Source organism: Massilia soli (assembly GCF_016809835.1).
GTDB classification, from domain to species: Bacteria; Pseudomonadota; Gammaproteobacteria; order Burkholderiales; family Burkholderiaceae_D; genus Telluria_A; species Telluria_A soli.
Window position 1 is genome coordinate 155,601 of sequence record NZ_JAFBIL020000009.1, and the last position, 24,946, is coordinate 180,546.

Here is a 24,946-nt window from a genome sequence, read left to right on the forward strand (position 1 = left end):
CCGCCGAGCGGACCGATGGACATGCCGCAGCCTTTTTCTTCAGTGAGCGTGGGGCAATACGTATGCCGCCAGCGCCGGGAATAGGGTGGGCATGCTCCGCTATTGCCGGTATTTTGTCGCGCGAAGCGAGGAGAATTGTCAGGTGCCGCTGGCGGCGATCCTCGACGCCAGCACCTTGTCGATGCGCAGGCCATCCAGGTCGACGATCTCGAAGCGCCAATCGCCCCACACGCAAGAATCGGCGGTCTTCGGCATATCCCCCAGCAACAGCATCAGCATGCCACTCAGCGTGTGGTAGCGGCCGCGCTCCTCCTCGGGGACGGTGCTGATGTTCAGGCAATCCTTCAGGTCGTGGATCGGGATCAAGCCGTCCAGCAGCCAGGAGCCATCCTCGCGCTGCACCGCCCACGAGTCTTCCGCGTGCTGGGTCTTGAACTCGCCTGTAATCGCTTCCATCATGTCCTGCAGCGTCACGATTCCCTGGACCTCGCCATATTCATTGACGATGAAGGCAAGCTGCGCGCCATTGGCCTTGAATTGTTCCAGCAGTTCCATGCCCGACAATGACTCGGGGACGAACACCGGCGGCGACAGGTCCGCCACCAGGTCGGGCGCGCCGGCGCGCAGCGACTGCGCCAGCATCTGGCGCGCGCTTGCCACGCCGAGGATATTGTCCCACCCGCTGCGCACGACCGGGAACCGCGAGTGCGGACTCGATCCGAAGCGCTGCAAGTTGGTCTCCAGGTCCTGGTCGGCATCGAAATACACCACTTCGCTGCGCGGCACCATGAAGGAGGCGATCTGGCGGTCGTCGAGCCGGAACACGTTGCGTACCATCTTGTGCTCGTGCTGCTCGATGACGCCGGCGTCTGAGCCTTCCTCGAGCATCATGTGCAGCTCTTCTTCCGTCACGACCTGGCGGCCGGAATCCTTGACCCGCAGCAGGCGCAGCACCAGTTGCGTCGAGGCCGAGAGCATGAGCACGAATGGCTTGGCGACCAGGGCCAGCAGCAGCATTGGCCGCGACGCGATCCGCGCCAGCGGCTCGGGACTGATCTGGGCCAGGCGCTTCGGCACCAGTTCGCCCAGGACGATGGAGAAGTAGGTGATGGTTACCACCACCAGCCCGGTCGCGACGTATTCCGACACGGGGATCGCCATGCCCAGCGATTGCAGCCAAGCGGCAAACGGCTTGGCCAGGGTCGCCTCGCCCACGATACCGTTCAGCACCCCGATCGAGGTAATGCCGATCTGCACGGTCGACATGAACTTGGTCGGGTCGTCGCCCAGCTGCACGGCCGCCTTGGCACCCATGTCGCCAGCCTCGGCCAGCTTCGACAGACGGCCTTTCCGGGCTGTCACGAGGGCGATTTCCGCCATCGCGAAGGCGCCGTTGAGGAGGATGAGGCCAAAAAGTAGGGCAATTTCCATGAGTGTGGGCGCCAGTTGCGCCTTGGTGGGTAGTTGGCGCCTATTCTACATGGGCAATGCAGCTTGAATGAAACGGGCGTGGCCAACCGCACCCGCTGCGGCAGGTCAAGCGCGCGCCAAAGGCGCCGTTGCGGCATCGGGAGCGCAATCGTTCTGGCCGCTTAATGCAGGGTTAATGTTCGCTGCATAGTCTTCTCCCAAGCAAGTCAACGAGGGAGGATCATCATGCTGTCGAATATGGTTTCCGGGGCAAGCGCCCCCAGCGCCAGACCAAATGCCGTGCGCGCCCCGCGGCGCATCAGCGACGGCGTCGAGTATGTGCGGGCCGGCGACCCCGCGCGCGCCAGCCTCGAAGCGTTCATCGCCCAGTCTTTCCACGCCTCCTACGGCGCCATCCTCAGCCACTTTTGCGACACATTGCTTGGCTGCCGCGATGGCAGCGGCCAGTGGATCGCCGCGCTCGGCTATTCGCTGGGCGAGGATGGCCCGCTGTTCCTCGAACAGTACCTGGATGCGCCGCTGGAACAGGCCATCGGCGCCCGCGCGGGCCATCCGGTAGCACGCGCCGAGATCGTCGAAGTGGGGAACCTGGCGGCGGCCCATCCGGGCGCCGCGCGCGCGCTGATCGTCAGCATGACGCGCCTGCTGCATGCCCAGGGCTTGCACTGGGTGGCGTTCACCGCCACCACCAGCCTGCTTAATTCCTTCACCCGGCTGCGCCTCAAGCCGGGCGTGCTGGCCGCCGCCGATCCGCACCGCCTGCCGGACGGCGGCCGCCGCTGGGGCAGCTATTACAACGCTCAGCCGCAGGTGATGTTCGGCGATATCCGGTACGGCTATGCACAGCTGGCCTGACCCCTTGCTTGACTCGCTGAGCGCCGACACCGTCGTTCTTGACGGCGCGGGCGGGCCATGGACCGCCGCCATGCTGCACGAACGAATCGCGCTCCTGCGCGCCACGCTGGAGCAGCGCAGCGCGCCGCAGGCGCCGGTAGCGATCCTGGCGGACAATTCGCCCGACTGGCTGGCGGTCGACCTGTGCACCCGGCAGATGGGCCTCACCCTGGTGCCGCTGCCGCTGTTCTTCACACCCGCGCAATGGTTGCATGTGATTGCCGAAAGCGGGGTGCAGGCTGTATTTTGCGCCCAGCCGCAGCAGGCCGCGTCGCTCGGCTTCACCGAGGTCGTGGGAAGTGCGGGCGCGCTGGCGCTGTGCCAGAAGCGCGATGCCGCGCCGGCGCCCGGGCTGGACGGTGTCCAGAAAATCACCTTCACATCCGGGACGACATCGACGCCAAAGGGCGTGTGCTTAAGCGCCGGCCAGCAAGCCGATGTGGCCAGCGCCCTGCACGCCGGACTGGCCTCGCTTGGCCTGCGGCGCCACCTGTGCCTGCTCCCGTTTGCGGTCCTGCTGGAAAACATTGCCGGCCCCTATACAGCCCTGTTGAGCGGCGCCACCACCATTTGCCCGCCACTGGCCGAAGTAGGGATGTCGGGCTCCAGCGGCTTCGATCCCCAGCGTTGCCTCGATGCGGTCGCACGCTATGGCGCTCACAGCATCATCGTGCTGCCGCAAATGCTGCAGGCCCTGGTGGCGGCGGCAAAGCCGGGCGACGCCCGCATGGCCAGCCTGCGCTTCGTGGCGGTGGGCGGAGCGAAGACCCCGGCCGGCCTGCTGGCCGCGGCGGCGCGCGCCGGTTTTCCCGTCTACGAAGGGTATGGCTTGTCCGAGTGCAGCTCGGTCGTCGCGCTGAACCTGCCGGGTGCGTCGCGCCCAGGCACCGTGGGACGCGCGCTGTCCGGGCGCAGTCTGCGCATCGCGCCGGACGGCGAGATCGAAATCGGCGGCGTGCTTGCGCGCTACCTCGGCCAGCCGGAAGCCGGCGCAATGTGGCTGGCCACCGGCGACCTGGGCCACCTCGACGCCGACGGCTTCCTGACCATCGACGGGCGCAAGAAGGACATCCTGATCACCGGTTTTGGCCGCAACGTCTCGCCCGAGTGGCCTGAGGCGGCCTTGTCAGGCACTGGCCGCGTGGCCCAGTCGCTGGTGGTAGGCGACGGCCAGCCCTACCTTGCCGCGCTCATCGTGCCGTTGCCCAGCCACGACAGCATGGCCGAGATCCAGGCCGCCGTCGACCTGGCCAACGCCGGGCTGCCCGACTACGCGCGCATCACGCGCTGGCAACTGGCCGCCCCATTCACGACGGCGAATGGCCAGGCTACCGCCAACGGCCGGCCGCGCCGCGCCAGCATCCAACACCATTACCGACAGCACATTGCTGCCCTATTTGACGCAACGGAGACCATTTGATGCAATTTTTCGACACCTTGCAAGCTGAAACCGCAGCTGACCGCCACGCCCTGTTCACGATTCCCGTCATCGAACAAGCGCTGCGCGGCGAGATCACGCGCGGCCAGTACCTTGCCTTCCTGACCCAGGCCTACCACCACGTCAAGCATACCGTGCCCCTGCTGATGGCGTGCGGCGCGCGACTGGACGGCCGCCACGAATGGCTGCGCAACGCCATCGCCGAGTACATCGAAGAAGAACTCGGGCACCAGGAATGGATCTTGTCCGATATCGCCGCGTGCGGCGCCGACCCTGAGCTCGTCCGCCACGGCACGCCCAACCGCAGCACCGAATTGATGGTTGCCTATGCCTATCACCAGATCGACCGCAACAACCCGGTCGCTTTCTTCGGCATGGTGCATGTGCTCGAAGGCACCAGCACTTCACTGGCCACGCACGCGGCATCCACCATCCAGGGCGCCCTTGGCTTGCCGCCCGCAGCCTTCAGCTACCTGACCTCGCACGGCAGCCTGGACCTGGAACACGTGGCCTTCTTTGAAGGCTTGATGAACCGGCTCGACGACGCGGCCGACCGCGCGGCCGTGGTGCACTGCGCACGCATGATGTACGGCCTGTACGGCGACATCTTCCGCAGCCTGCCCGCCGCGCTGGAGGACTGAGATGGCCGCCAACACGCCACCACAGCGCTGGCGCGCCGTGCTGACCGGCGCCAGCGGCGGCATCGGCGCGGCGATTGCCGCCGAGCTGGCGCCGCGCTGCCAGGCGCTGATCCTGGTCGGACGCCAGCGCCCGGCGCTCGAAGCGCTGGCGCGCAGCCTGAAAGGGAGCGCGGTGCATATCGTGTGCGGCGATCTGACCGAGGCGGCCACGCTGGACGAAATCGCCGCTTGCGGGCGCCGGGTTGGCGGCATCGACCTGCTGGTCAATAACGCCGGCGTCAGCGACTTCCATGCCTTCGCCACCCAGCAGCCAGACGTCATCGAGACCCTGCTGGCGACCAACCTGCTGGCGCCGATGCTGCTCACGCGCCGCCTGTTGCCGATGCTGATGGCCGAACCCAGGGCCCAGATTGTCAATGTCGGCTCGGTGTTCGGCGCGATTGGCTTTCCAGGCTTTGCCGCCTATTGCGGCGCCAAGGCGGGCCTGAAGGGTTTCAGCCAGGCGCTGCGGCGCGAACTGTCCGACAGCCATGTCGCGGTGCGCTATTTTGCCCCGCGTGCCACCCGCACGGCGATCAACAGCGACGCCGTGAACGCCATGAACGGTGAACTGAAGACCGCCGAGGACACGCCGCAACACGTAGCGGCTGCCTTGCTGCGCTTCCTGGATGGCGGCGCATGGCAGCGCACGCTGGGCGCGAAGGAACGCTTCTTTTCGCTCGTCAATGCCTTGCTGCCGGGGCTGCCCGACGGGGCCATTCGCGCCCAGCTGCCAATTATTCGGAAACATTTACCCAAGTAATACGATCACTTTTATCCAGGAGAACACTCATGCACATTTCCCTTTCAACACTGCGCGCCGCCGTCGGCGCGATCCTGCTGGCGGCATTGCCGGTGTTTGCCGGGGTGCCGGAAGACGTTACCAAACTGCAGCAGGAATGGGAGCACATCAAGTACGAACTGCCGGCAGCCGAGCATGAAGCGCGCATGGAACGCCTGAGCGCCGAAGCAGGGCGCCTGCTGGCGCAGAACCCCAACAGCGCCGAGCTGATGATCTGGGACGCCATCATCGAGTCGACCTATGCGGGCGCCAAGGGTGGCCTGGGGGCGCTGTCGAGCGTCAAATCGGCCAAGAAGACGCTTGAGCGTGCCTTGTCCGTCAACCCCGACGCGCTTGCCGGTTCGGCCTATACCAGCCTCGGATCGCTGTACTACCAGGTGCCGGGATGGCCGGTGGGCTTCGGCGACGACAAGAAGGCCGAGCAAATGCTCAAAAAGGGCCTGGCGATTAATCCGGATGGCATCGATCCGAACTTTTTCTACGGTGAATTCCTGTTCCGCAAGGGCGAGCTGGACCTGGCCGAGAAATCGCTGCGCAAGGCGCTGGCGGCGCCGCCGCGTCCGGGGCGCAAGGTGGCTGACGATGGCCGCCGCAAGGAAATCCAGCAATTGCTGGACAAAATAGCCGCTAAAAGGAAATAATTGCCGGGGAGGGCGATCCAATTGCGATTATTGCTGGTTGAAGACGACGAACTGCTGGCCTCGGGCCTGGTGCTGGCCTTGTACCGGGCCCACTACACGGTCGAGCATGTGCGCGACGGCGACGCCGCGCTCGAGGCGCTGGCCCACAACCAGTTCGCGCTGATGGTGCTGGACCTCGGTCTGCCCAAACGCGACGGCATGGCTGTGCTGCATGCGATGCGCGCGCGCGGCGACCTGACGCCGGTGCTGATCCTGTCGGCCCGCGACGCAACCCGCGACCGCATCGCCGGGCTGGACCTGGGCGCCGACGACTACCTGATCAAGCCGTTCGAACTGGATGAATTGCTGGCGCGCCTGCGCGTGTTGATGCGGCGCCGCAGCGGCCAGTCGGTCAACCAGCTGCAACTGGGCGAGCTGCAGCTCGACCTGGACGGCCTGAGCGCGACCTGGCAAGGCAAGCCGGTCGAGATGGCGCGCATGGAATTCATGCTGCTCCATAAAATGGCGGAGAGCCCGCAGCGGGTGTTCAGCCGCGCCCAGCTCGAAGAATCGCTGTACGGCTGGGGAGAAGGCGTGGAAAGCAATACCATCGACGTGCATGTGCATCATATCCGCAAGAAGCTTTCGCCCTCCGCCATTAAAACGGTGCGCGGGGTCGGCTACCGCATCGGTCTGCCGGAAGCATGAGCGGCGGCCTGTATTCGCTGCGGCGGCGCATGATCGTCGCCACGGTCGCCTGCATGCTGCTGATCTTTGCCGGCATCGGGCTTGGCGCGCATGCGGTCGCGCGCCACGAATCGGAAGAACTGTTCAGCGCGCGCCTGGCGACCTCGGCGCGGGTGCTGGAAGCGCTGGTGGCGCACCAGCTGAGCAATGCGACGATCGAGCGCCCGCTGGTCATTGCCTTGCCCAAGGAGCTGGAAACCACCAGCAGCGACGAGCCGCAAAGCTTCGGGCACCGCTACGAAACCAAGGTGGCGTTCCAGGTATGGCGCGATGACGGCGTGCTGCTGGCCCGGTCGGCCTCGGCGCCCGCCGCGCCGCTCGGCAAGCTGGCGGCGGGCTTCAGCCAGAATACGATCGCCTCGGCGATGTGGGAAGTGTTTGCGCTCCGATCGGGCTCGGTCTGGATCCTGATGGCGGAAAAAGAAGAAGTGCGCCAGGAGATGGCGCATGCCATCGGCCTGTCCATCCTGATGCCGCTGGCCATAGGCGGGCTGCTGATGCTTGGCGCGGTCAACTTTGTGCTTGGCCACAATATGGGCGTGCTGCGCGAGCTTGCCAACCGCATCGCCGCGCGCCGTCCCGAGTCGCTCGACCCGATCGCGCTGCCGGCCACGCCCGTCGAGCTGGCGCCCATCGTCACCGAGCTCAATGACTTGCTGCAGCGCATGCGCTTGACCTACGAGCGAGAGCAGCAGTTCATCAACGCCGCCGCCCATGAAATCCGCACGCCGATAGCCGGCCTCCAGCTGCACGTTGAAAACGCCTTGCGTGCCGGGTCCGAGCAGGAACGCAGCCGCTCGCTCGACAGCGCCATGACGGCGGTGCGCCGGACCAGCAAGCTGGCCGAGCAATTGCTTGCGCTGGGCAGGATCAGTGCCGGGGGAGGGGGCGAGACCAGCGAGGCCGTTGCGCTTTCCGAGGTATGTTGCGACGTGATCGGCACGCTGGCACCGCTGGTCGAGCGGCGCAACCAGACCATCGGCCTGGAAGTGGAACAGGATTGCATCGTCTGGGGCCAGCGCGAGCAGCTCGGCAGGCTGCTGCAGAACCTGATCGACAATGCGTCGGTGCACGGCAGCCCTGGCTGCGACATCGCGGTGACGGTGCGCCAGCGCGACGGGCTGGCGCGACTGACCGTGAGCAACGACGGCACGCCAATCCCGGATGCCGAGCTGGAGCGGATTTTCATGCCTTACTACCGGCTGTCGGGCCGCGCCGGGGCCGGGCATGGCCTGGGCCTGGCGATCGTCAAGGAAATCGCGGTACAGCACGGCGGCACGATTGTCATCGGCCGCAAGGCTGACGGGCAGGGAACCGCGGTCGAGCTGTCGCTGCCTCTATGGCGCGCGTGACGCTCCCGCTTCCAAGATCGCCTACTTCACCGCGAAGCGCACGCTGACAACCGTTTTGTCTGCCAAGGTGACCGCGGCAACGGCCTTGCTTCCCTTTGCCAGTACCGCGTCGCTTTTCGCCACCAGCATGTTGCCGCCGGCAGCTTCAAGCGGCACCGCGGTTTTTTGCGCGCCCTTCAGCACGGTCAAGGTGCCGCTGACGCCTGCCGTCGGCAAGTCCTTGCCATGGTCGTCGACGAAGATCGTGGTCTTGCCATCCTTGCTGACCAGTTCGAACGACAGGTCGCCCGCAGTCTGCACGATGCCGCCATGCTTGGCCTTGCTGCCGTGTGCCACCGCGTTGCCCGACAGGGCCAGGGTTGCAGCAACAGCTGCGAGTGCGATCAATTTCTTCATTCTATTTCTCCAAGAGTGTGGCGGCTCAGGAAGGGCGCCGCCACCAGGCCCTTATCTTAAAATGCTTCCTTTTCGTCCGAGCCGACCAGCGCTTCGAGCGGCGCGCGTCCCACCAGCCAGAAAATCAGCGGCGTCAGCAGCGAGTCGAGCACCGTCGAGCTGATCAGGCCGCCAAAGATGACGACCGCCACCGGATGCAGGATCTCCTTGCCCGGCGCGTCGGCCGCCAACAGCAGCGGCAGCAAGGCGAATGCCGCCACCAGGGCGGTCATCAGCACCGGGGTCAGGCGTTCGAGCGAGCCGCGCACGATCATCGGCCAGCCGAAGGTTTCGCCTTCGAACTTGCACAGGTTCACGTAGTGGCTGACCTTCAGGATGCCGTTGCGCGTCGCAATACCGGCCAGCGTGATGAAGCCGACCATCGACGCCACCGACAGCGACACGCCGGCGATCCACATGGCGATCACGCTGCCCACCAGGGCGAACGGAATGTTGCCCATGATGATGAGAGCCAAGGTCGTCGAGCGATAGCGCGAATACAGCACCAGGAAGATCAGCACCAGCGACGCCAGCGACAGGCCGACGATCAGCCGCTGCGCCTGCTCCTGCGCCTGGAACTGGCCTTCAATGCTGACGAAGTAGCCATCGGGAAGCTTTGCCGCTGCAACCGCTTGGCGGACATCGGCGATCACGTCGGACATGTTGCTGCCATCGGTATTGGCGTACACGACGATACGCCGGCGGCCGTTTTCGCGCCCGATCTGGTTGGGGCCATCGCCTTCTTCGACGGTGGCGATCGACGACAGCGGAATCCGTCCGGCCGGGCTGTCGATCATGACCTTTTCCAGATCCTGGGGCGAACGGTTGGCATCGGACAGGCGCACGACCAGGTCGAAGCGGCGCGCGCCGTCGATGATCTGGGTCACGCGCGTGCCTTCGGCCAGCGCTTCCAGTACGGCCAGCACCTGTCCGGTCGCCAGGCCATGTTGCGCCGCCTTGCGGTAATCGACATGCACCTTGATCTGGGGGATCAGCACCTGGCGCTCGACCGACAGGTCGACCAGTCCCGGGACCGTAGCCAGCGACGCGCGCAAGCCGTCGGCCAGCCCGCGCAGCGTGTCCAGGTCGTCGCCATAGATTTTCAACGCGATCTGGGCCCGTACGCCCGACAACAGGTGGTCGAGACGGTGCGAAATCGGCTGTCCTATCGCCACCGATGCCGGAATGGCGGCCAGCTGCGAGCGGATGCTGGCCATGACTTCCTCGCGGCTGCGACCGGAGGCCTTCAGGTCGACGTCGATCTCGGACGAATGCACACCCTCGGCGTGCTCATCGAGTTCGGCGCGTCCAGTGCGCCGCCCGACCTTGGTTACTTCGGGCACCTGGCCAATCAGGGTTTCCGCCAGTGCGCCCATGCGGTTGGCCTCCGCCAGCGAGGTCCCGGGCGTGAAGGTCATCCCCATGACGAGCGAGCCCTCGTTAAATGCCGGCAGGAATGCGCGCGGGAAGAACGGCACCGAAGCCGCGGCGGCGATCACGACAATCAACGCCAGCGCCAGGATCGCGCGGATGCGCCCGAACGACCAGTTGAGGACAGCGGCATCCCACGCTTTCAGGCGCCGCACCACCGGACTGTCGCCCTTGTGCAGGCGCTTCATGCGCGGCAGCAGGTAATACGCCAGCGCCGGCGTGACCGTCATCGACACCAGCATCGACGCCAGGATCGACGCGATGTAGGCGATGCCAAGCGGCGCGAACAGGCGGCCCTCGATGCCGGGCAGGGCGAACAGGGGCACGAACACCAGCACCACGATGACGGTCGCGTAGACAATCCCCGAGCGCACTTCGACCGACGCGCGCCAGATCACCTCAAGCACCGACAGGCCGCTCTCGCCACGCTGCTTCAGGCGCCGCACGATGTTCTCGACGTCCACCACCGCATCGTCGACCAGTTCGCCGACGGCAATCGCCAACCCGCCGAGGGTCATCACGTTGATCGACTGGCCAAGCAGGTGGAAGGCCAGCGCCGTGACGCCGAGCGACAGCGGGATGGCGACCAGCGAGATCAGCGTGGTGCGCACGCTGAGCAGGAAGGCGAACAGCACGACCGCGACCAGGATGGCGCCGTCGCGCAGCGCCTCCACCACATTGCCGATGGAGGAATCGATGAAGTTAGCCTGGCGGAACAGCACCACGGGCGCCGCCAATCCCTTCGGCAGCCCCTGTTTAAGCTCGGCGAGCGCGGTTTCGATGTCGCGGGTCAGGCGAACTGTGTCGCCAGCCGGCTGCTTCTGGACGCTGACGATGACCGCCGGTTTACCGTTCAGGCCGGCATCGCCGCGCTTGAACGCGGCCGCATAGCGCACCGTCGCAACCTGTTCAAGCAGCACGGGCGCGCCGTTGCGGTATGCGACCGCCAGGCCCTTGGCGTCGTCCAGCTTGTTGGTGCGGCCGAGGTTTCGGATCAGGTATTCGCGGCTGTTCAGGTCGATGAAGCCGCCGCTGGTGTTGGCTGCGAACCCGCGCAGTGCGGTGGTGACCTGGTCGAGCGAGATACCGAACTGGGCCATGCGAGCGGTATCCGGCTCCACCCGCAACTGGCGCACTTCGCCGCCGATCGGAATCACCTGCGACACGCCGGGAATCGACAGCAGGCGCGGGCGCAGCACGAAGTCGGCGTATTCGCGCGCCTTCATCGGATCGGTCACCGTCACATCGATCGGCAGTGCGATCAGCATGATTTCGCCCATGATCGACGACACCGGCCCCATCATGGGGGCAAGGTCGCCCGGTAGCTGCTCCTTAACCAGCGCGATGCGCTCGGACACCAGCTGGCGGTTGCGGTAGACGTCGGTACCCCAGTCGAATTCGGCGTAGACGATCGACAGCCCCACGCCGGAGACCGAGCGCACGCGGGTGACCCCAGGCATGCCGTTAAGCGCCGTCTCGATCGGGAACGACACCAGCTGCTCGACTTCCTCCGGGGCCATGCCGCCGGCCTCGGTCAGCACCGTCACCACTGGCTTGTCGAGATCGGGGAACACATCGACCGGCGTGCGCCAGGCCGTAAAGGCGCCGTAGATCATCAGCAGCAGGGCGGCCGCCAGCACGAACAGCCGGTTTCTCAGGCTAAAGCTCACAATGGAATTGAACATGCGCCGCTTACCTGATCTGGTTGATCAACGCGGTGCCGGACACAACGACGCGATTGTCGCCGCTCAGCCCTTTAACGATCACCACCGTTTTGGCGTCGAGCGCCTTCGCCTCCACCGGCAGCGCGATGAAGCGCTGGGCCCCGGATTTGATCCAGACCACCGTCTCGTTAGCCGGGTTGCGCGCCAGCGCTTCGGCTGGCAACGCGATGCCTTTGACCGTGGTGCGCAACTTGGCGAGCACGGTCACCGGCTGCCCGATCGCAAGGCCGAGATCGCCGCCGCTTGCGCGGAAGTTCAGGGGCAGGGCGCCATCGCGCAGCGCGCGTGCGCCGCCCAGCAAGGTCAGCTTGACGGAAGGGGACTGCAACAGCGTGGCTTCGCTAATGCGGCCGGCAAGCGACACATCGGTCGCCAGCGCTTCGACCAGCATGCGCGCGGGATCGACGATATCGAACAGCACCTCGCGCGACTCGACGATTTGCCCATTCAGGATAGACGCGCTGGCGATCACGCCGCTGGCGGGCGCGCTAATGTTCTCGACGCCACCGATGGAGGCCGCCACGGCGCGTTCGCGGCCGATGACGCTGGCCAGTTCGGCCCGGGCTGCCTCGATGTCCTTGGCGGGCACCGTGCCTTCAAGGGATTCAAGGCGCTTCACACGGCTGGCCAGCATGGTGCGGTTGGCGCGCAGGTCGGCCAGCTGGGCGGCCTGGTTTCCGCGCTCGATCGCGCCGTCGACCGGGCGGATGCGGGCCAGGACCTGGCCTTTGCGAACCTGCTGGCCAGCAACCGGAAGGCCCGCTGGCCCTGGCTCGATGCGACCGGAAAACGGCGCCTGGACACGGCCGCCCGCGTTCGCGTCGATGCTGGCGCGGCCGTTCAGCTCGACCGTCAGCGGATGCTCGGCTTCCTGCGCCATAAGCGTCCGGATTGCCATGCGGCGCTGGGCCAGCTTCGGCACATTCACGCTGCCGTCGGGCAGGCGCGCCAGGCCGCCGCCTGCGCCGCTTACCTGGTTATCGAGATGCTCGCCATTCGGGCCATGGGCGCCGGGAGAGGCAAGGGCAGGGCTGGCCAGCGCTGCGCTCAACACGCAGGCGGCGAGTCGGTAATGGAATGATGTCATCTCAGATGTCCTTGCGGTTGGTACGGCGGCGTGCAAAGACCACGGCCGCGAGGATGGCTGCCGCGATGGCGATCCCGGTCACCCACGGCCAGGCATTGAGGTGCTCGTGTTCCTCGCCATGAATCTCGTTCACAACCAGCGTGCCCTCCAGCAGGTCGCTTTCGTCGCCCACAATCAAGGTGAACAACAAGGGATGGCTGCCGGGTTTGGACAGGGCTGCCAGCAATGCGGGATTGTCGATCGCATAGTCGCCAAGGTCGGCGTGAAACTTTGCCGGCGCCTTCAGGCCCTTGTACTCGACTTCCAGCGTGCCCCCCAGCACCGGTTCATTGGTCTCGTACCTGTCGATCATGATCGACAGCTCGCCGCCCGAAAGTTGGCCGACCAGTTCGAACGATTCGGTAAACGTCTCGATGCGCGGAAACGTGCCGCCTTCGGCGGTGGCGACCGCACCATCGAGGTGTTCGCCGTTGGGGCCGTGGGCGCCGGGAGATGCCAATGCGGCGGACGCGACCGAGAGCGCGAACAAGAATGTGGTCAACAACTTCATGGAAGAATTCCTCGTGCTTGATTAACTTGGGCGTGCGCCAGGCCAAGCGCCACGCGCTGCTGGCGTACTGCCACATCGGCCTCGTGCGTCAGCGCGTTCGAGCGCAACACCTCGACGAGTGGGCGTTCACCCAGGCGGAATGCTTTTTCGATCAGGGCCGTGTGTTCGTGCATTGCGGCGGCGCGGCGTGTGGCAGAGGCCAGTGCCGCCTCCGCGTTGCGCAGCTGTTCCTGGGCCAGGGCAGAATCCGATTCGACCAGGGCTTCCGCCTGGGCCGCTTCGGCCGCCGCCGCGGCGATCTGGGTGCGCGCCAGCGTTTCCGCCGGGCGATTGCGCGCCTCGCTGCCCAGCGGAATCTGCACGGCAAGTGCGATGCTGTTGGTCGGTTCGCCCAGGTTGCGCTCATGCTCGCGGCGCACCGATATGGCAACGCTTGGCGCAGCGCTGCGGGTCGCCTCGGCGAGCCGCAAACCTGCCTGCGCGCGCAATTCGGTGGCCCGGGCGGCGGTTAGGCGGGCGTTTGCCGGTAGCACTGCGTGGACCAACGATTCTGGTTCCAGCGGTGGCAGGTCGGCGATGCCGGTCAGCACCCGGTAGCGCGCCAGCGCTTCGGCCGCACGGGTCCTGGCAAGCGCGACGTCCACCTGCGCGGCCAGTACCTCTTGCTGGGCAAGCAGGCCGTCGCTGCGCGCCAGGTCGCCAGCGGTTACGCGGCGATCCACATCGGAAGACAAATCTTCCATGTGATGAAGGTGGTCTTCTTTCTCAGCGAGCGCCTCGCGGGCGGCGGCAGCCTCCCACAGCCGTGTGCGCACCTCGCCGGCAATCTCGAGGCGCGCCTGGCGCAGCTGGGCCGATACCTCTTCGGTACTGCGCGCGGCGGCCGCTTCGCGCGCCGACCTCTGTCCGGGCAGCCACAACGGCGCCGCCACGGATACCTCCGATTCGCGCTGGTCACGCAGGCTGGCGCCGCGGTCCGCGCGTTGCGAAAGGCCCAGGGTTGGCGAGCCGGCAATCCACGAGCGTGCGGAAGCGCGGGCGGCAGCCGTTTCGTCCTGGCGCGCTATCAGGGTGCTCAGGGCGGTCGAGCGCGACCATGCGCCCTCGACGGCGGATTTCAGGGTTGCCGCGCCGACGGGCGGCGCTGCGGGTGCGGCGACGGCAAGACACGGCCACGCGACTGCGGCAGCGGCAATAAAAAAGGACAAGCGAGCAACGCGCATGTGTACTCCGACGGATGATTGAAACAATCACCGAGGGCGTGCGCCGGGACGCGACATCATCGCGGCCCGGGCGTGTGGATTACGTAGGTAATCTCCCTCGGCGGCTTAGCCGAGGGCGAGGACAGGCGGACGAAGCGGACTGTCCAGGTAGGGATCGGGAATGAAGCAGGAAAATTCGGGCGCGGTTATTGACCCGAGCTGGTCAGGCGATGGTGGCTGCTTTGATATCCACACACCGGCAGGCTGCTGGCAATTGGAATGATCCAGGGTGTGCTGGGCCGACTCGTCGGAGTCGTCATAATGGACGGAATCGTCATTGTCGTGATGGTGATGCTGAATTTGTTCTTCATGCGCGATTTCGTGCGCCAGGTTCACATCGGCACCGAACACGAAGGATCCCGCTTGCAAGGCGAAGCTTTGCAAGGGCAGGCACATCAGCAGCAAGAGACAGATGAGTCGTCGCACGGGGATCCTTGAAATACGGCTGAATTATAACGCTCGCATGTAAGTCTTAGTACCGTTTTTTCGAGCTAAGGCCTTGAATGTATTGACTCGTCGGAAATAATGACACTGGTTTTACGTGTTTTCGAATTTACGCAAATTCATGGCTAAAATGTACGAAACACGTAATAGTCCTTGCGACGCGAGTGCGATCCTTAGTGGACCTGAATCTTCTGTCGAGGCGAATTTTCGCGCCTTATGCGCTTATTTCGCGTGCCTTGGAATTGGGGGCGGCATAAGACTGATACATAGGAGAAGCTTGCGCGGCGCGCCAACCCCAAACAGGTGAAACAGTCGTTCAGTGTGCTGCCGCGGGGACGCGGATGCTTCAATGTCTCCGCTTGCTGGTCTACCTGCAAAATCTATAGGTGGGGCACGCTGAACCCCACCAATGCCAAAACTCGTTCACTTGTCCGGGCGCCCTGTCTCGGGGCAATGTCGACGGCGATACGCTCCCAGATGCCTTTTTGCGCAGGCCCTTGCCTGTAATCGCCCATGCCTAGCCCGCCAAAAGTTGTGTCGTCGAACCCAGCCGTTGTCCCCATCAATTCCCCGAGGACCTAAATGGAATATAATCTTTTATCAACCATGTTTCTGTTAATCATCTTATGACCGGGGATTTCCATGCGTTATCTGAGTAGACTTTCCCATATGTTCCACCCGACGCGATCACCGCCATAGGGCATTATTTACCGGTGCACACCAGCTCAGCGGACGAGTTCCCCCCCGGTCTGCGCGAGGCGGGTTCGATCCAGGAATAGCCGACGCGGGAACGCGTCGGGCAGATCAATACCCACAACGGCAACCTGATGGTCCGCCATGTTGATTGCGCTGGAAAGGCAACCGTGGTTTTGATTTGGTCGTGCACCGCAACTATAACTAGCACAGCGGTCCGCCGGCCTGGCGCGGGCGTTAGTCGCCTTTATTTGAACTGGAATAAAACGAAATAAAGGATATTTGCGAGAGCAAATATCCGGGGAGCACGCTGACCCCGGCGTTCGATAGGAGCGAATCAGCTAGCGCTCGGGGACCATAAGCTTGCCTTGAAGAAGCTCAATCACACAAAGCGCAGGCAGAAATTCTGACAGGCAATAGCTGCACTTTTGCCCCGAAGACTATGGCAATTGGAAGCCTCTAGCTTATTTGACTTAACGTCGCCTTGATCAACTCGCTGGCGCTCTCGCGTGTTGCTGCGCGACAATAGAGCCATATGCGCGTTCGCTGCTGGTTTTCAGCGTCATGATGAATAGCCCCGCCGCTGATGGCATTGGCCAGCTACGGTTAGTGTCTGCCTGTAGCGTTTCATCCGGTGAGAAAGGGAGCATTGAGCTTGGTTGAAAAATTTCTTGCGGCCCGCCTCCATATAGGCAGGCTCTTCAAAAGGTGTGAAAGAACGCCTGTCGAAGGCCCCTCATACCGAGCGTTTTGCAAGCGTTTCGTGGGCGAGATGAAAACCAGGAATCGCCAGGCGAACACGAAGTCCCGCGAGGTTGATGCGGGGACCGCGCGTTCCCTGACCGCAAGGTTCCGCAAGCACGTTCACGCTAACGAGCTCGGTGGACTGTTTCAGTGTGCCGATGATCCAGTAAACGTTGGTCGAGCTCTCCGAATTCCTGAGTTCATTCCAGTTTTTCCCTCGCCTCCCTTGAAATGCATGATTCCCAGCTTCGCGGTGACGCGGACAAACTCTTCGCAGGTCCGCAGCGCAAGATCGAGAGATTCGAGGACGTTCCACCAAACAGGACGATTGGGGCATCGATCCCTACCTTAATCTCATCCGTGATTTGTACCATTGGCGCTCCGATCGGTTAAGAAATTCGAATACCCCGGTTCTTACCAACTCGCCGGGCCAGCGCGTGGACGCGTTACCTGGGAGGAAGTCCTGGCTGAAGCACTGGGTAGCGCATCTATTGGGCACGATATGGCACCTGTCACTCAGCACTTTGCTTTTTGCAAGGGGCGCGGCACAATACGCAAAGCATCATAGCCTTGCTAACAGAAAAGCATCGCTCGTTACGCGGTCTCTGGCTTGCCATATTTCCGCATTGCATCTCATACCTTAGCGTGACATAGCAAGCCCCTAAGGCCCTCTATAATCGTACATTCGGTACCACTGAACGATAGGACCATGCGCATAACGTCCCCAACCCAAAGAATCATCTTGTATTTGGCCACGGGCTTTGCAGAAACTATAACGGTTGTCCTGGTCCTGCGATGGACGACCGGAATGGCTGGTGTATCGTCACTGATTCCCGCGTCAATCGGACTTTTTTTGTTCGCGTACCTGCTTAGCCTTCATACATCAAAGCAGAAGGCTTTCACCGGGTACGCAGCTGTTTTCCTACTGATCGTCATGCTGTTCGTTCTGACCGACGATCATGTCGACGCAACCGGGCACCACACCCGGCTTACATCAGGCGCAGCTGCCGCAATCCCGCATCGTGTGCCTCGCGTGGCATAGGATCCGGTCCAGAGTACCGGCTAGCTTCCAGCCAAAAATCATTTGGACGCACAACATCGACGCGCTATCAGCTCGATGAGGGTGTGGTTGGCCCTAGCATGCATCTTCTAAACCCGACCGACCTGTTGCCCCTCTGACGTGCAAGTACCGCCATTGCAAACTCCACGAGCGGTGAGCCTGTAGCACCGGTCAGTCCAGTCAGGCTCATGGCAAGTTCGTTAGCAGCTTAAGAGGCTTCGCTTGCTCACATGTCTCGTTCATTGGTGGCCCAACGGACAGGCTCTCCAGCTGCCGCGCGACCCACAGGGGACGCGCACGTTTGGCGATGGCTATGCGTCGGCTGCCAGGACACCGTTGGGAACGGATGCTTGGCTGGCCGGGGCCTTTTTATATGCGAGAAGCCTAAGTGCATTCACTACGACGAGCAAGGTGGAGCCTTCGTGAAACAGGACGGCTGTTCCGATGTTCAGGCCCAGGATCGTCGCGGGAATGAGCACCGCGACGACGCCGAGGCTCACCCAAAGATTCTGCTTGATAATCCGACTGGTGCTTCGCGAGAGTCCGACCGCAAACGGCAACTGCCCCAAGTCATCCGCCATTAACGCGACATCGGCCGTTTCCAGAGCGACATCGGATCCGGCCGCGCCCATTGCAATCCCAACGGTTGAATTTGCCATCGCTGGGGCATCATTGACCCCGTCGCCGACCATGGCTACCTTGCCGTGTTTCGCGCGCAGCGCCTTGATGGCATCCACTTTCTGTTCCGGCATTAAATCGCCTTGCGCTTCGGTCAATCCGACGCTTGTGGCGATAGCATCGGCGACTTGCTGGTTGTCACCCGAAATCATGATCAGGCGCTCAATACCCAATGCGCGCAGCTCATGCATGACCTGGGCGGCCCCAGGCCTTGGTGTATCCATCACGCCGAGGACCCCAAGGAAGCGTTGCCCCTTTCGAACAATCATTGTCGATCGCCCGCCATCGACCAACCGCTGGTTTTCGGCGGCCAATGTGGCGGGGAGGGCGGAGTCGGGCAGTTCCGAAAACAGGACTGGCTTGCCGATGTGAACCACCTCATCATCGACCTGGGCCTGAATGCCCCTTCCGGTAATACTCTTGACGTTACTTGCGATTATCGTGACCACCCCGGTGCCCAGACGTTCACGGGCGCCGGAAACAACCGCGATGGCCAAAGGGTGATCGCTTTGCGCTTCAACGGCCAGGGCGACGTTGAGCAATTCTTTCTCGTCCACCCCGGCTACGGCAACAATGTCCGTCAGCCGCGGCTTTCCCTCGGTCAGGGTGCCGGTTTTGTCAAAGGCGATGGACGTCAGCGTGCCGAGGTTTTCGAGAGGCCCGCCGCCTTTCACCAGTACACCGCCATGGCCGGCTCGCGCGACACCGCTCAGGACCGCGCTCGGGACCGAGATGGCGAGCGCACACGGGCTTGCGGCCACCAGGACCGCCATCGCGCGGTAGAAGCTTGTCGAAAAAGGCTCATCAATCACAACCCACGCGAACAGCAAGAGTGTGACTAGCGCCAGGATTGTCGGGACAAAGATTCGCTCGAAACGCTCTGTAAATTGCTGGGTAGGCGAACGCTGGGCTTCAGCTTCCGTCACCATCTTGACGACCCGTGCCATGGTCGATTGCTCGGACCGACGCGCGACCATGACCTCAATGGCGCCTGCCCCGTTTATCGTCCCGGCGAAAACGCGGTTTTCCGGACTGGTACGATCGAATGCAGCGAGGGCAGCCGACGCGTTGGCGACGGGCTGCTTATCCACCGGGACGCTTTCTCCGGTAACCGGCGCCTGGTTGACGCTGGACGTGCCCACAACAACCACACCGTCGGCTGCGATCCGCTCATTCGGCCTCACCAGGATAATGTCGGCAATTTGCAAGGCGCTAACCGCCACTTCCGTCGTGCCGCCGTCACGTCGCAAGGTGGCCGTTTCCGGGGCAAGTTTTGCCAGCGCTTCGATGGCGCGGCGCGCACGCCCCATCGCATAATGTTCAAGGGAATGACCCAGGCTAAACAAAAACAGCAGCAGCGCGCCTTCGGCCCATTCGCCAAGAGCCGCCGCTCCGGCGGCGGCCACGAGCATGAGGGTGTCGATTTCAAATCGACGAGCCCGAAGGTTGTCAATCGCTTCTTTGACAGTGAAGTATCCGCCCGCAAGGTAGGCGGCGACATAAAACGCTGTGGCAGTCCAGACCGGGCCAATTTCGTTTCGACCCAACAGCCATCCGCTCGCGAGTAGAGCCCCTCCTATCAACGAAAACGCGAGCTCGGATTTTTCGCCAAATGGTCCGCCATGGTCATGGTCATGTCCCGCATGACTACCCTTTTTCTCATGAGCATGATCAGCATGGCTGCCGTGGTCATGATCGTCATGGGGCGCCTCGGAGTCACCAGGCGCGCCTTCAGAACGCGCGGAAGTTTCAGCGGCCGAAGTCCTCGCAGCCAAGATGCCACCTGCTGAGGTCGGGAGAACCGTCGATGGCTCGTGTACACGCACCGGAATTTTCGTTCCAACGACGCCCAGGAGACTTGCTTTGTCGAGTAGATCGCGCTCGGAAACGACAGAACGGTCATATTCGAGGCGCACGACTCCCGACGGTGCCACCTCGGCCTCCATGACGCCCGGCGTGGCGCGAAGACTGTCGGCGATGGAACGCGCTGCACGCGCATGCATCGGCGAATTGGTCTTCAGTGTCAGGTGCCCGTATCGCGCGGAAATTTCGGCGCCGGAAGAATGGACAATTTCCTTCACTCTTGCCAAGGAAAATTCCGCCGGGTCGTAGTGCAGACAAAGCTCGGGTCCGGTCGTCGGTAACTCCGGGAGAATGTGAGCACCGGAAATGCCCGGCCTCCCCTCTAGGGCAGCAATGAGACGCGCGACGCACTTATCCCGCTGGTCGTCTATTCCAGGAAGAATTAAGGGTAGTTCGAGTCGTAACTTGGCAGTGTTAGTCATATTATTCTCGGAGGTCGAGCTTGGAATAGGGAGCTGGTGCTTGGCGAAATTTCTGCGAATCGCTTCATCGCACGTAGGGCACGTGACCCGACTTCGTGCGTCAGAAGTGGGGCTCTAGTTGAATCATCGGTGTGGCTTTCGCTTGCCTTTCCGCTTGCGATCGTCGTGTGTTGTGGGGGACAGGACCTTTTTTGAGGGCTTTCCCTTTGCCGGCGCGTCGAACCATTTCAGGAAGAGGAAAATCCCCAAAACACACACCACCGCGCCAATCAGCATAATTAAATACGCTTTGTCTTCGAGGTCTGAGTGCCCCATCAATCGGTCCCTCCCTGGCGCAGGCGCATGGCGCGATCCGCCCGGGCCGCCGAGTCGGCAGCATCACTCGGCGGACCGGGGGAATAGAAATGGTCCGTCAGACCTTGATCACAGACCGAATTCTCCAGCTGGATCGTCACATGATGGATGTCGAAGCGCTCTGCGAGCAAAGTCTTCGCATTTGCAATGACCGCAGGCCAGCGTTCAGGTGATTCGCTGCTGACGAGGTGGACGGTCAGGCTGGATTTGCCGCTCGAGATGGACCAGACGTGAAATTCATGCAGATTGACGACACCTGCAAGCCCGAGTAACGCTGCCTTAATGTCCTCGACGCCTACGCCCTCCGGAACACCTTCAAGCAAAACGTTGACGCTTTCCTTGAGCAATACCCATGTCCTCGGCAGAACCCAAAGGCCGATTCCCACCGCAATTACCGAGTCCACCCAGGACCAGCCGGTGACCCTTATCAGTATCGCCCCCAGAATAACGCCAATCGAGCCAAGCATATCGCTCCAGACTTCGAGGTAGGCGCCTTTGATGTTAAGGCTTTCATCTTTTCCGGCGGCTAACAGACGCATGCTGATGAGATTAACGACGAGGCCAATTGAAGCGACCACTAGCATTGTTCCCGACTGGATTTCTGCCGGACTACCGATGCGCTGATATGCCTCGAAAATAATGTACATCGCGACGAGGAAAAGCAGTATCGCGTTGAAGGAGGCAGCGAGAATTTCGAAACGATAGTATCCAAACGTGCGCTTGTTGTCGGCAGGTCGGCGCCCGATCCGAATCGCCGCGAGCGAGACGGCGAGGGCGGCGGCATCCGTGAACATATGTGATGCATCTGAAATGAGCGCGAGGCTATTGGTAAGGATACCCCCCACCACCTCGGCGATGAGGAAAGATCCCGTTAACGCGAGGGCAATCCACAGCGGTTTCTCGCTTTGGCCTTTGCTTACTTCGTGAGAATGATTCGAGCTCAATGGTGCTCCTTTCATTTTTCGGTTTAACCGGGCATCGACGTGTCTGATCGATGCCCGAAAAGGCAAGGTTTATGTTACTGCTGAGGTAGTGGTTTCACGTAATCGTCCGTTTCTGCATGGCGGGTAAAATCCTCAAGACTCTCGTCTTTTCCATGCGCTAAACGGTAGAGCAGTGGAAGGACCAGCAACGTCAGGATGGTCGATGAAATAATTCCTCCAATGACCACCGTGGCGAGCGGGCGCTGCACTTCGGCACCGGTGCCGGTCGCTATTGCCATTGGGATGAAGCCAAGCGATGCGACAAGCGCCGTCATGAGGACCGGGCGCAGACGGGTGAGCGCGCCAACCGTGATTGCCTGGTCCAGGTCCATTCCCTCTTCGCGGAGAGTGCGAATGAAGGACAGCATGACAAGGCCGTTCAGGACGGCGACGCCGGACAACGCGATAAACCCGACGGCCGCAGAAATCGACATTGGGATATCGCGCAGCCATAGCGCCAGGATGCCGCCGGTCAGTGCAAACGGAATGCCCGTAAATACCAACAAGCCGTCTTTGACGTTGTTAAACATCACGAATAAAAGAACAAAGACAAGGAAGAGGGCGAGCGGAACGACAATCTGCAAACGCTGGGTGGCGGATTGCAGTTGCTCGAACGTGCCGCCCCAGCTGGTCCAGTAGCCCGGTGGGATCTTGACTTCGTTCTGAATGAGCTTTTCGGCTTCAGGGACGAAGCTACCAATGTCTCGCCCGCGAACGTTCGCGCTAACCACAATCCGTCGCTTTCCGTCCTCGCGACTGATCTGGTTTGGCCCCGGCGCGAAATCAAGTGTCGCAACTTCTGCCAGGGGAATATAACTGACGGCGGCCTCGCCATCTGGGCCGGATGCGGATGGGCCGGGCAGGGCGATAGGAAGGCGACGCAAGGCGTCCAGATCGGTGCGAAGATCTTCCGGTAACCGAACGATGATGTCGAATCGTCGGTCGCCTTCGAACATCGTACCTGCGTCGCTGCCGCCGGTGGCAATGGCGATAGTCTCTTGCACGTCGCCGATATTAAGACCGTATCGCGCCGTCTTCTCGCGATCGATATTCACAGTCAGCATCGGCAACCCGGTCGTCTGCTCCACCTTGACTTCGGTGGCGCCTGCCACTCTGCCGAGCACGGCTGCAATCTTATTCGCCGTGTCATTTAACACGTCCATGTCGTCGCCGAATATTTTGACGGCCACATCACTTCGGACGCCGGAGATCAGTTCATTGAAACGCAGCTGAATTGGTTGCGAAAACTCATAGCTGTTTCCCGGATACTTGTTCGCTTCGGCTTGAACGGCCGCAAGGAGTTCGTCCCGCGTTTTCTTGGGTGCGGGCCACTGACTCTCCGGTTTCAGCATGACATAACCGTCGGAAATATTGGGCGGCATGGGGTCAGACGCGATTTCGGCGGTGCCCGTCCTGGCGAAAACGCGTTCAATCTCGGGAAACTTCGCTTTCAATCCCGCCTCAAGTTGTTTCTGCATCTCCAGCGACTGCGTCAGGCTCGTTCCAGGAATGCGCAGGGCTTGAATGGCGAAGTCGCCTTCGTTCAAGCTTGGCACGAATTCGCTACCCATCCGTGTTGCAAGGGCTCCCGACAGGACAACAAGGACAACGGCAATAGTGACCACGACAGCCTTATTGCGCATGACTTTTGCCAACAACGGCGTGTAGGCGCGTTTCGCATAGCCCATCAGGAAGTTTTCCTTTTCCGCGACCCGTTCGCCGATAAACAAGGCGACCGCAGCGGGGATGAATGTCAGCGACAGGATCATCGCACCAACAAGTGCGGCGACGACTGTGAATGCCATTGGGTGGAACATTTTTCCTTCGACCCCGGTCAGTGCGAAGATCGGGATGTAGACGATCATGATGATGAGCTGACCGAACAGGAGAGGACGTCGCGCTTCCTGGGCCGCGGCAAACACTTCGTGGAATCGTTCTGTGCGTGTCAGCGGGCGCCCCTGGTGTTCCTGTGCGTGCGCGAGGCGCCGGACACAGTTTTCGACGATGACGACAGCACCGTCAATAATGATGCCGAAGTCGAGGGCACCAAGGCTCATCAGGTTTGCGCTGACCTTGTACGTGACCATTCCGGTGAACGTGAACAGCATGGACAATGGAATGACCATGGCCGTGATTAGGGCCGCACGAATATTGCCAAGGAACAAGAACAGGATGACGATGACCAGTACCGCGCCCTCAAGCAGGTTCTTCTTCACCGTATTGATCGCCTTATCGACCAGCACTGTCCTGTCATACACCGTGACAGCCTTCACCCCGGCCGGAAGGGTGCGGTTGATCTCCGCCATCTTTTTGTCGACAGCCTGGGAGACAACGCGGCTGTTTTGCCCGATCAGCATGAACACGGTGCCGAGAACGACTTCCCTACCGTTGTCGGTGGCCGCACCAGTCCTTAGTTCTCGGCCAATTTCTACATTAGCGACATCGCGGATCCGAATTGGAACTCCCTGCACGTTGCTCAGAATAACGTTGCGTATGTCCTCGACAGTACGAACCTGGCCAGGGGCGCGAATCAGAAATTGTTCGCCGCGCCGCTCAATGTAGCCGGCACCGACGTTATTGTTATTGCGGTCCAGCGCGGTAACGATATCGTTCAGGGTGAGGCTGTACGAAGCGAGCTTTGTGGGGCTTGGCGTAACGTGGTATTCCTTCGCATAGCCGCCGATCGAGTTGATCTCGGTTACACCCTGTACGTTGCGTAACTGAGGCTTAATGATCCAGTCCTGGATCTCCCGCAGATCCGTCGGCGTATACGCCGTGCCGTCGGCCTTTTTCGCCCCAGGTTCACTCTCGACGGTCCACAAGTAAATCTCACCCAGGCCTGTCGAAATCGGCCCCATCATTGGCGTCACGCCTGCAGGAAGACGCTCCCTTGCTTCCTGAAGCCGCTGATTAACCAGTTGCCTCGCAAAATAGATGTCCGTTCCCTCATCGAAGATGACTGTGATCTGCGACAATCCATACCGCGACAATGAACGTGTTTGCTCGAGATTCGGCAGACCTGCCATGACTGTTTCGATGGGAAACGTTACGCGCTGTTCCGTTTCCAGAGGCGAGTAGCCAGGCGCTGAAGTATTAATCTGAACCTGGACGTTGGTGATATCCGGGACCGCGTCGATGGGCAGCTTCTGGTAACTGTAGACGCCAATACCCATCATCGCGACCACAGCGAGAATTACAAGCCATCGGTGTTCGATGGAAAAGCGGATAATTCGTTCAAACATTTGTTTTCTC

The 24,946-nt window shown here is 62.1% G+C and carries 18 protein-coding genes; 8 read left to right on the top strand and 10 right to left on the bottom strand.

Annotated elements, in window-relative coordinates:
* Nucleotides 1-138: 138 nt before the first annotated feature.
* Nucleotides 139-1,431, bottom strand: a complete 1,293-nt coding sequence (locus I4X03_RS21120; RefSeq protein WP_223470405.1) for a hemolysin family protein — start codon at nt 1,429-1,431, stop codon at nt 139-141.
* Nucleotides 1,432-1,656: 225 nt separating this feature from the next.
* Here I4X03_RS21120 and I4X03_RS21125 point away from each other — a divergent pair, with 225 nt between their 5' ends.
* From I4X03_RS21125 to I4X03_RS21155, 7 genes are read left to right on the top strand one after another with little or no spacing between them, the layout of a single operon-like run.
* Nucleotides 1,657-2,286 (top strand): thermostable hemolysin, encoded by a 630-nt coding sequence (locus I4X03_RS21125; RefSeq protein WP_223470407.1) that lies wholly within the window; start codon nt 1,657-1,659, stop codon nt 2,284-2,286.
* Nucleotides 2,270-3,745, top strand: a complete 1,476-nt coding sequence (locus I4X03_RS21130; RefSeq protein WP_223470409.1) for an AMP-binding protein — start codon at nt 2,270-2,272, stop codon at nt 3,743-3,745. The genes I4X03_RS21125 and I4X03_RS21130 overlap by 17 nt, the downstream gene beginning before the upstream one ends.
* On the top strand, nt 3,745-4,404 hold the full coding sequence (locus tag I4X03_RS21135; protein ID WP_223470418.1) for an iron-containing redox enzyme family protein: 660 nt from the start codon (nt 3,745-3,747) through the stop codon (nt 4,402-4,404). The genes I4X03_RS21130 and I4X03_RS21135 overlap by 1 nt, the downstream gene beginning before the upstream one ends.
* Before the next feature lies 1 nt (nt 4,405).
* Complete coding sequence (locus tag I4X03_RS21140; protein WP_223470420.1) at nt 4,406-5,206, top strand: SDR family oxidoreductase; 801 nt, start codon at nt 4,406-4,408, stop codon at nt 5,204-5,206.
* A 29-nt stretch (nt 5,207-5,235) separates the two neighbouring features.
* On the top strand, nt 5,236-5,886 hold the full coding sequence (locus I4X03_RS21145; protein WP_223470422.1) for a tetratricopeptide repeat protein: 651 nt from the start codon (nt 5,236-5,238) through the stop codon (nt 5,884-5,886).
* 21 nt (nt 5,887-5,907) lie between these two features.
* Nucleotides 5,908-6,573 carry a response regulator gene (locus tag I4X03_RS21150; protein WP_223470428.1) on the top strand — a complete coding sequence of 222 codons (666 nt, stop codon included), beginning with the start codon at nt 5,908-5,910 and terminating at the stop codon, nt 6,571-6,573.
* On the top strand, nt 6,570-7,964 hold the full coding sequence (locus I4X03_RS21155; protein WP_223470430.1) for a sensor histidine kinase: 1,395 nt from the start codon (nt 6,570-6,572) through the stop codon (nt 7,962-7,964). The genes I4X03_RS21150 and I4X03_RS21155 overlap by 4 nt, the downstream gene beginning before the upstream one ends.
* Before the next feature lie 21 nt (nt 7,965-7,985).
* On the opposite strand, the gene I4X03_RS21160 is transcribed toward I4X03_RS21155, so the two are convergent.
* The 6 genes from I4X03_RS21160 to I4X03_RS21185 form a co-directional block, all read right to left on the bottom strand.
* Complete coding sequence (locus I4X03_RS21160) at nt 7,986-8,360, bottom strand: hypothetical protein (protein WP_223470432.1); 375 nt, start codon at nt 8,358-8,360, stop codon at nt 7,986-7,988.
* 56 nt (nt 8,361-8,416) lie between these two features.
* Nucleotides 8,417-11,515: an efflux RND transporter permease subunit gene (locus tag I4X03_RS21165; protein WP_223470434.1), complete on the bottom strand. Its 3,099-nt coding sequence runs from the start codon at nt 11,513-11,515 to the stop codon at nt 8,417-8,419.
* Nucleotides 11,516-11,522: 7 nt separating this feature from the next.
* Nucleotides 11,523-12,641: an efflux RND transporter periplasmic adaptor subunit gene (locus I4X03_RS21170; RefSeq protein WP_223470436.1), complete on the bottom strand. Its 1,119-nt coding sequence runs from the start codon at nt 12,639-12,641 to the stop codon at nt 11,523-11,525.
* Nucleotide 12,642: 1 nt separating this feature from the next.
* Nucleotides 12,643-13,191 (bottom strand): hypothetical protein, encoded by a 549-nt coding sequence (locus tag I4X03_RS21175; protein ID WP_223470438.1) that lies wholly within the window; start codon nt 13,189-13,191, stop codon nt 12,643-12,645.
* Nucleotides 13,188-14,414, bottom strand: a complete 1,227-nt coding sequence (locus tag I4X03_RS21180) for a TolC family protein (protein ID WP_223470440.1) — start codon at nt 14,412-14,414, stop codon at nt 13,188-13,190. The genes I4X03_RS21175 and I4X03_RS21180 overlap by 4 nt, the downstream gene beginning before the upstream one ends.
* A 105-nt stretch (nt 14,415-14,519) precedes the next feature.
* On the bottom strand, nt 14,520-14,879 hold the full coding sequence (locus I4X03_RS21185) for a hypothetical protein (RefSeq protein WP_223470442.1): 360 nt from the start codon (nt 14,877-14,879) through the stop codon (nt 14,520-14,522).
* A gap of 2,164 nt (nt 14,880-17,043) precedes the next feature.
* Here I4X03_RS21185 and I4X03_RS23380 point away from each other — a divergent pair.
* Nucleotides 17,044-17,376 (top strand): rhomboid family intramembrane serine protease, encoded by a 333-nt coding sequence (locus I4X03_RS23380; RefSeq protein ID WP_223470444.1) that lies wholly within the window; start codon nt 17,044-17,046, stop codon nt 17,374-17,376.
* 329 nt (nt 17,377-17,705) lie between these two features.
* Here I4X03_RS23380 and I4X03_RS21200 read toward each other — a convergent pair whose 3' ends face one another.
* The 3 genes from I4X03_RS21200 to I4X03_RS21210 form a co-directional block, all read right to left on the bottom strand.
* Nucleotides 17,706-20,357 carry a heavy metal translocating P-type ATPase gene (locus I4X03_RS21200; RefSeq protein ID WP_223470446.1) on the bottom strand — a complete coding sequence of 884 codons (2,652 nt, stop codon included), beginning with the start codon at nt 20,355-20,357 and terminating at the stop codon, nt 17,706-17,708.
* Between the two features lie 314 nt (nt 20,358-20,671).
* Nucleotides 20,672-21,655, bottom strand: a complete 984-nt coding sequence (locus I4X03_RS21205) for a cation diffusion facilitator family transporter (protein ID WP_223470448.1) — start codon at nt 21,653-21,655, stop codon at nt 20,672-20,674.
* A gap of 74 nt (nt 21,656-21,729) precedes the next feature.
* Nucleotides 21,730-24,936 (bottom strand): CusA/CzcA family heavy metal efflux RND transporter, encoded by a 3,207-nt coding sequence (locus I4X03_RS21210; protein ID WP_223470450.1) that lies wholly within the window; start codon nt 24,934-24,936, stop codon nt 21,730-21,732.
* Between the last annotated feature and the right edge of the window lie 10 nt (nt 24,937-24,946).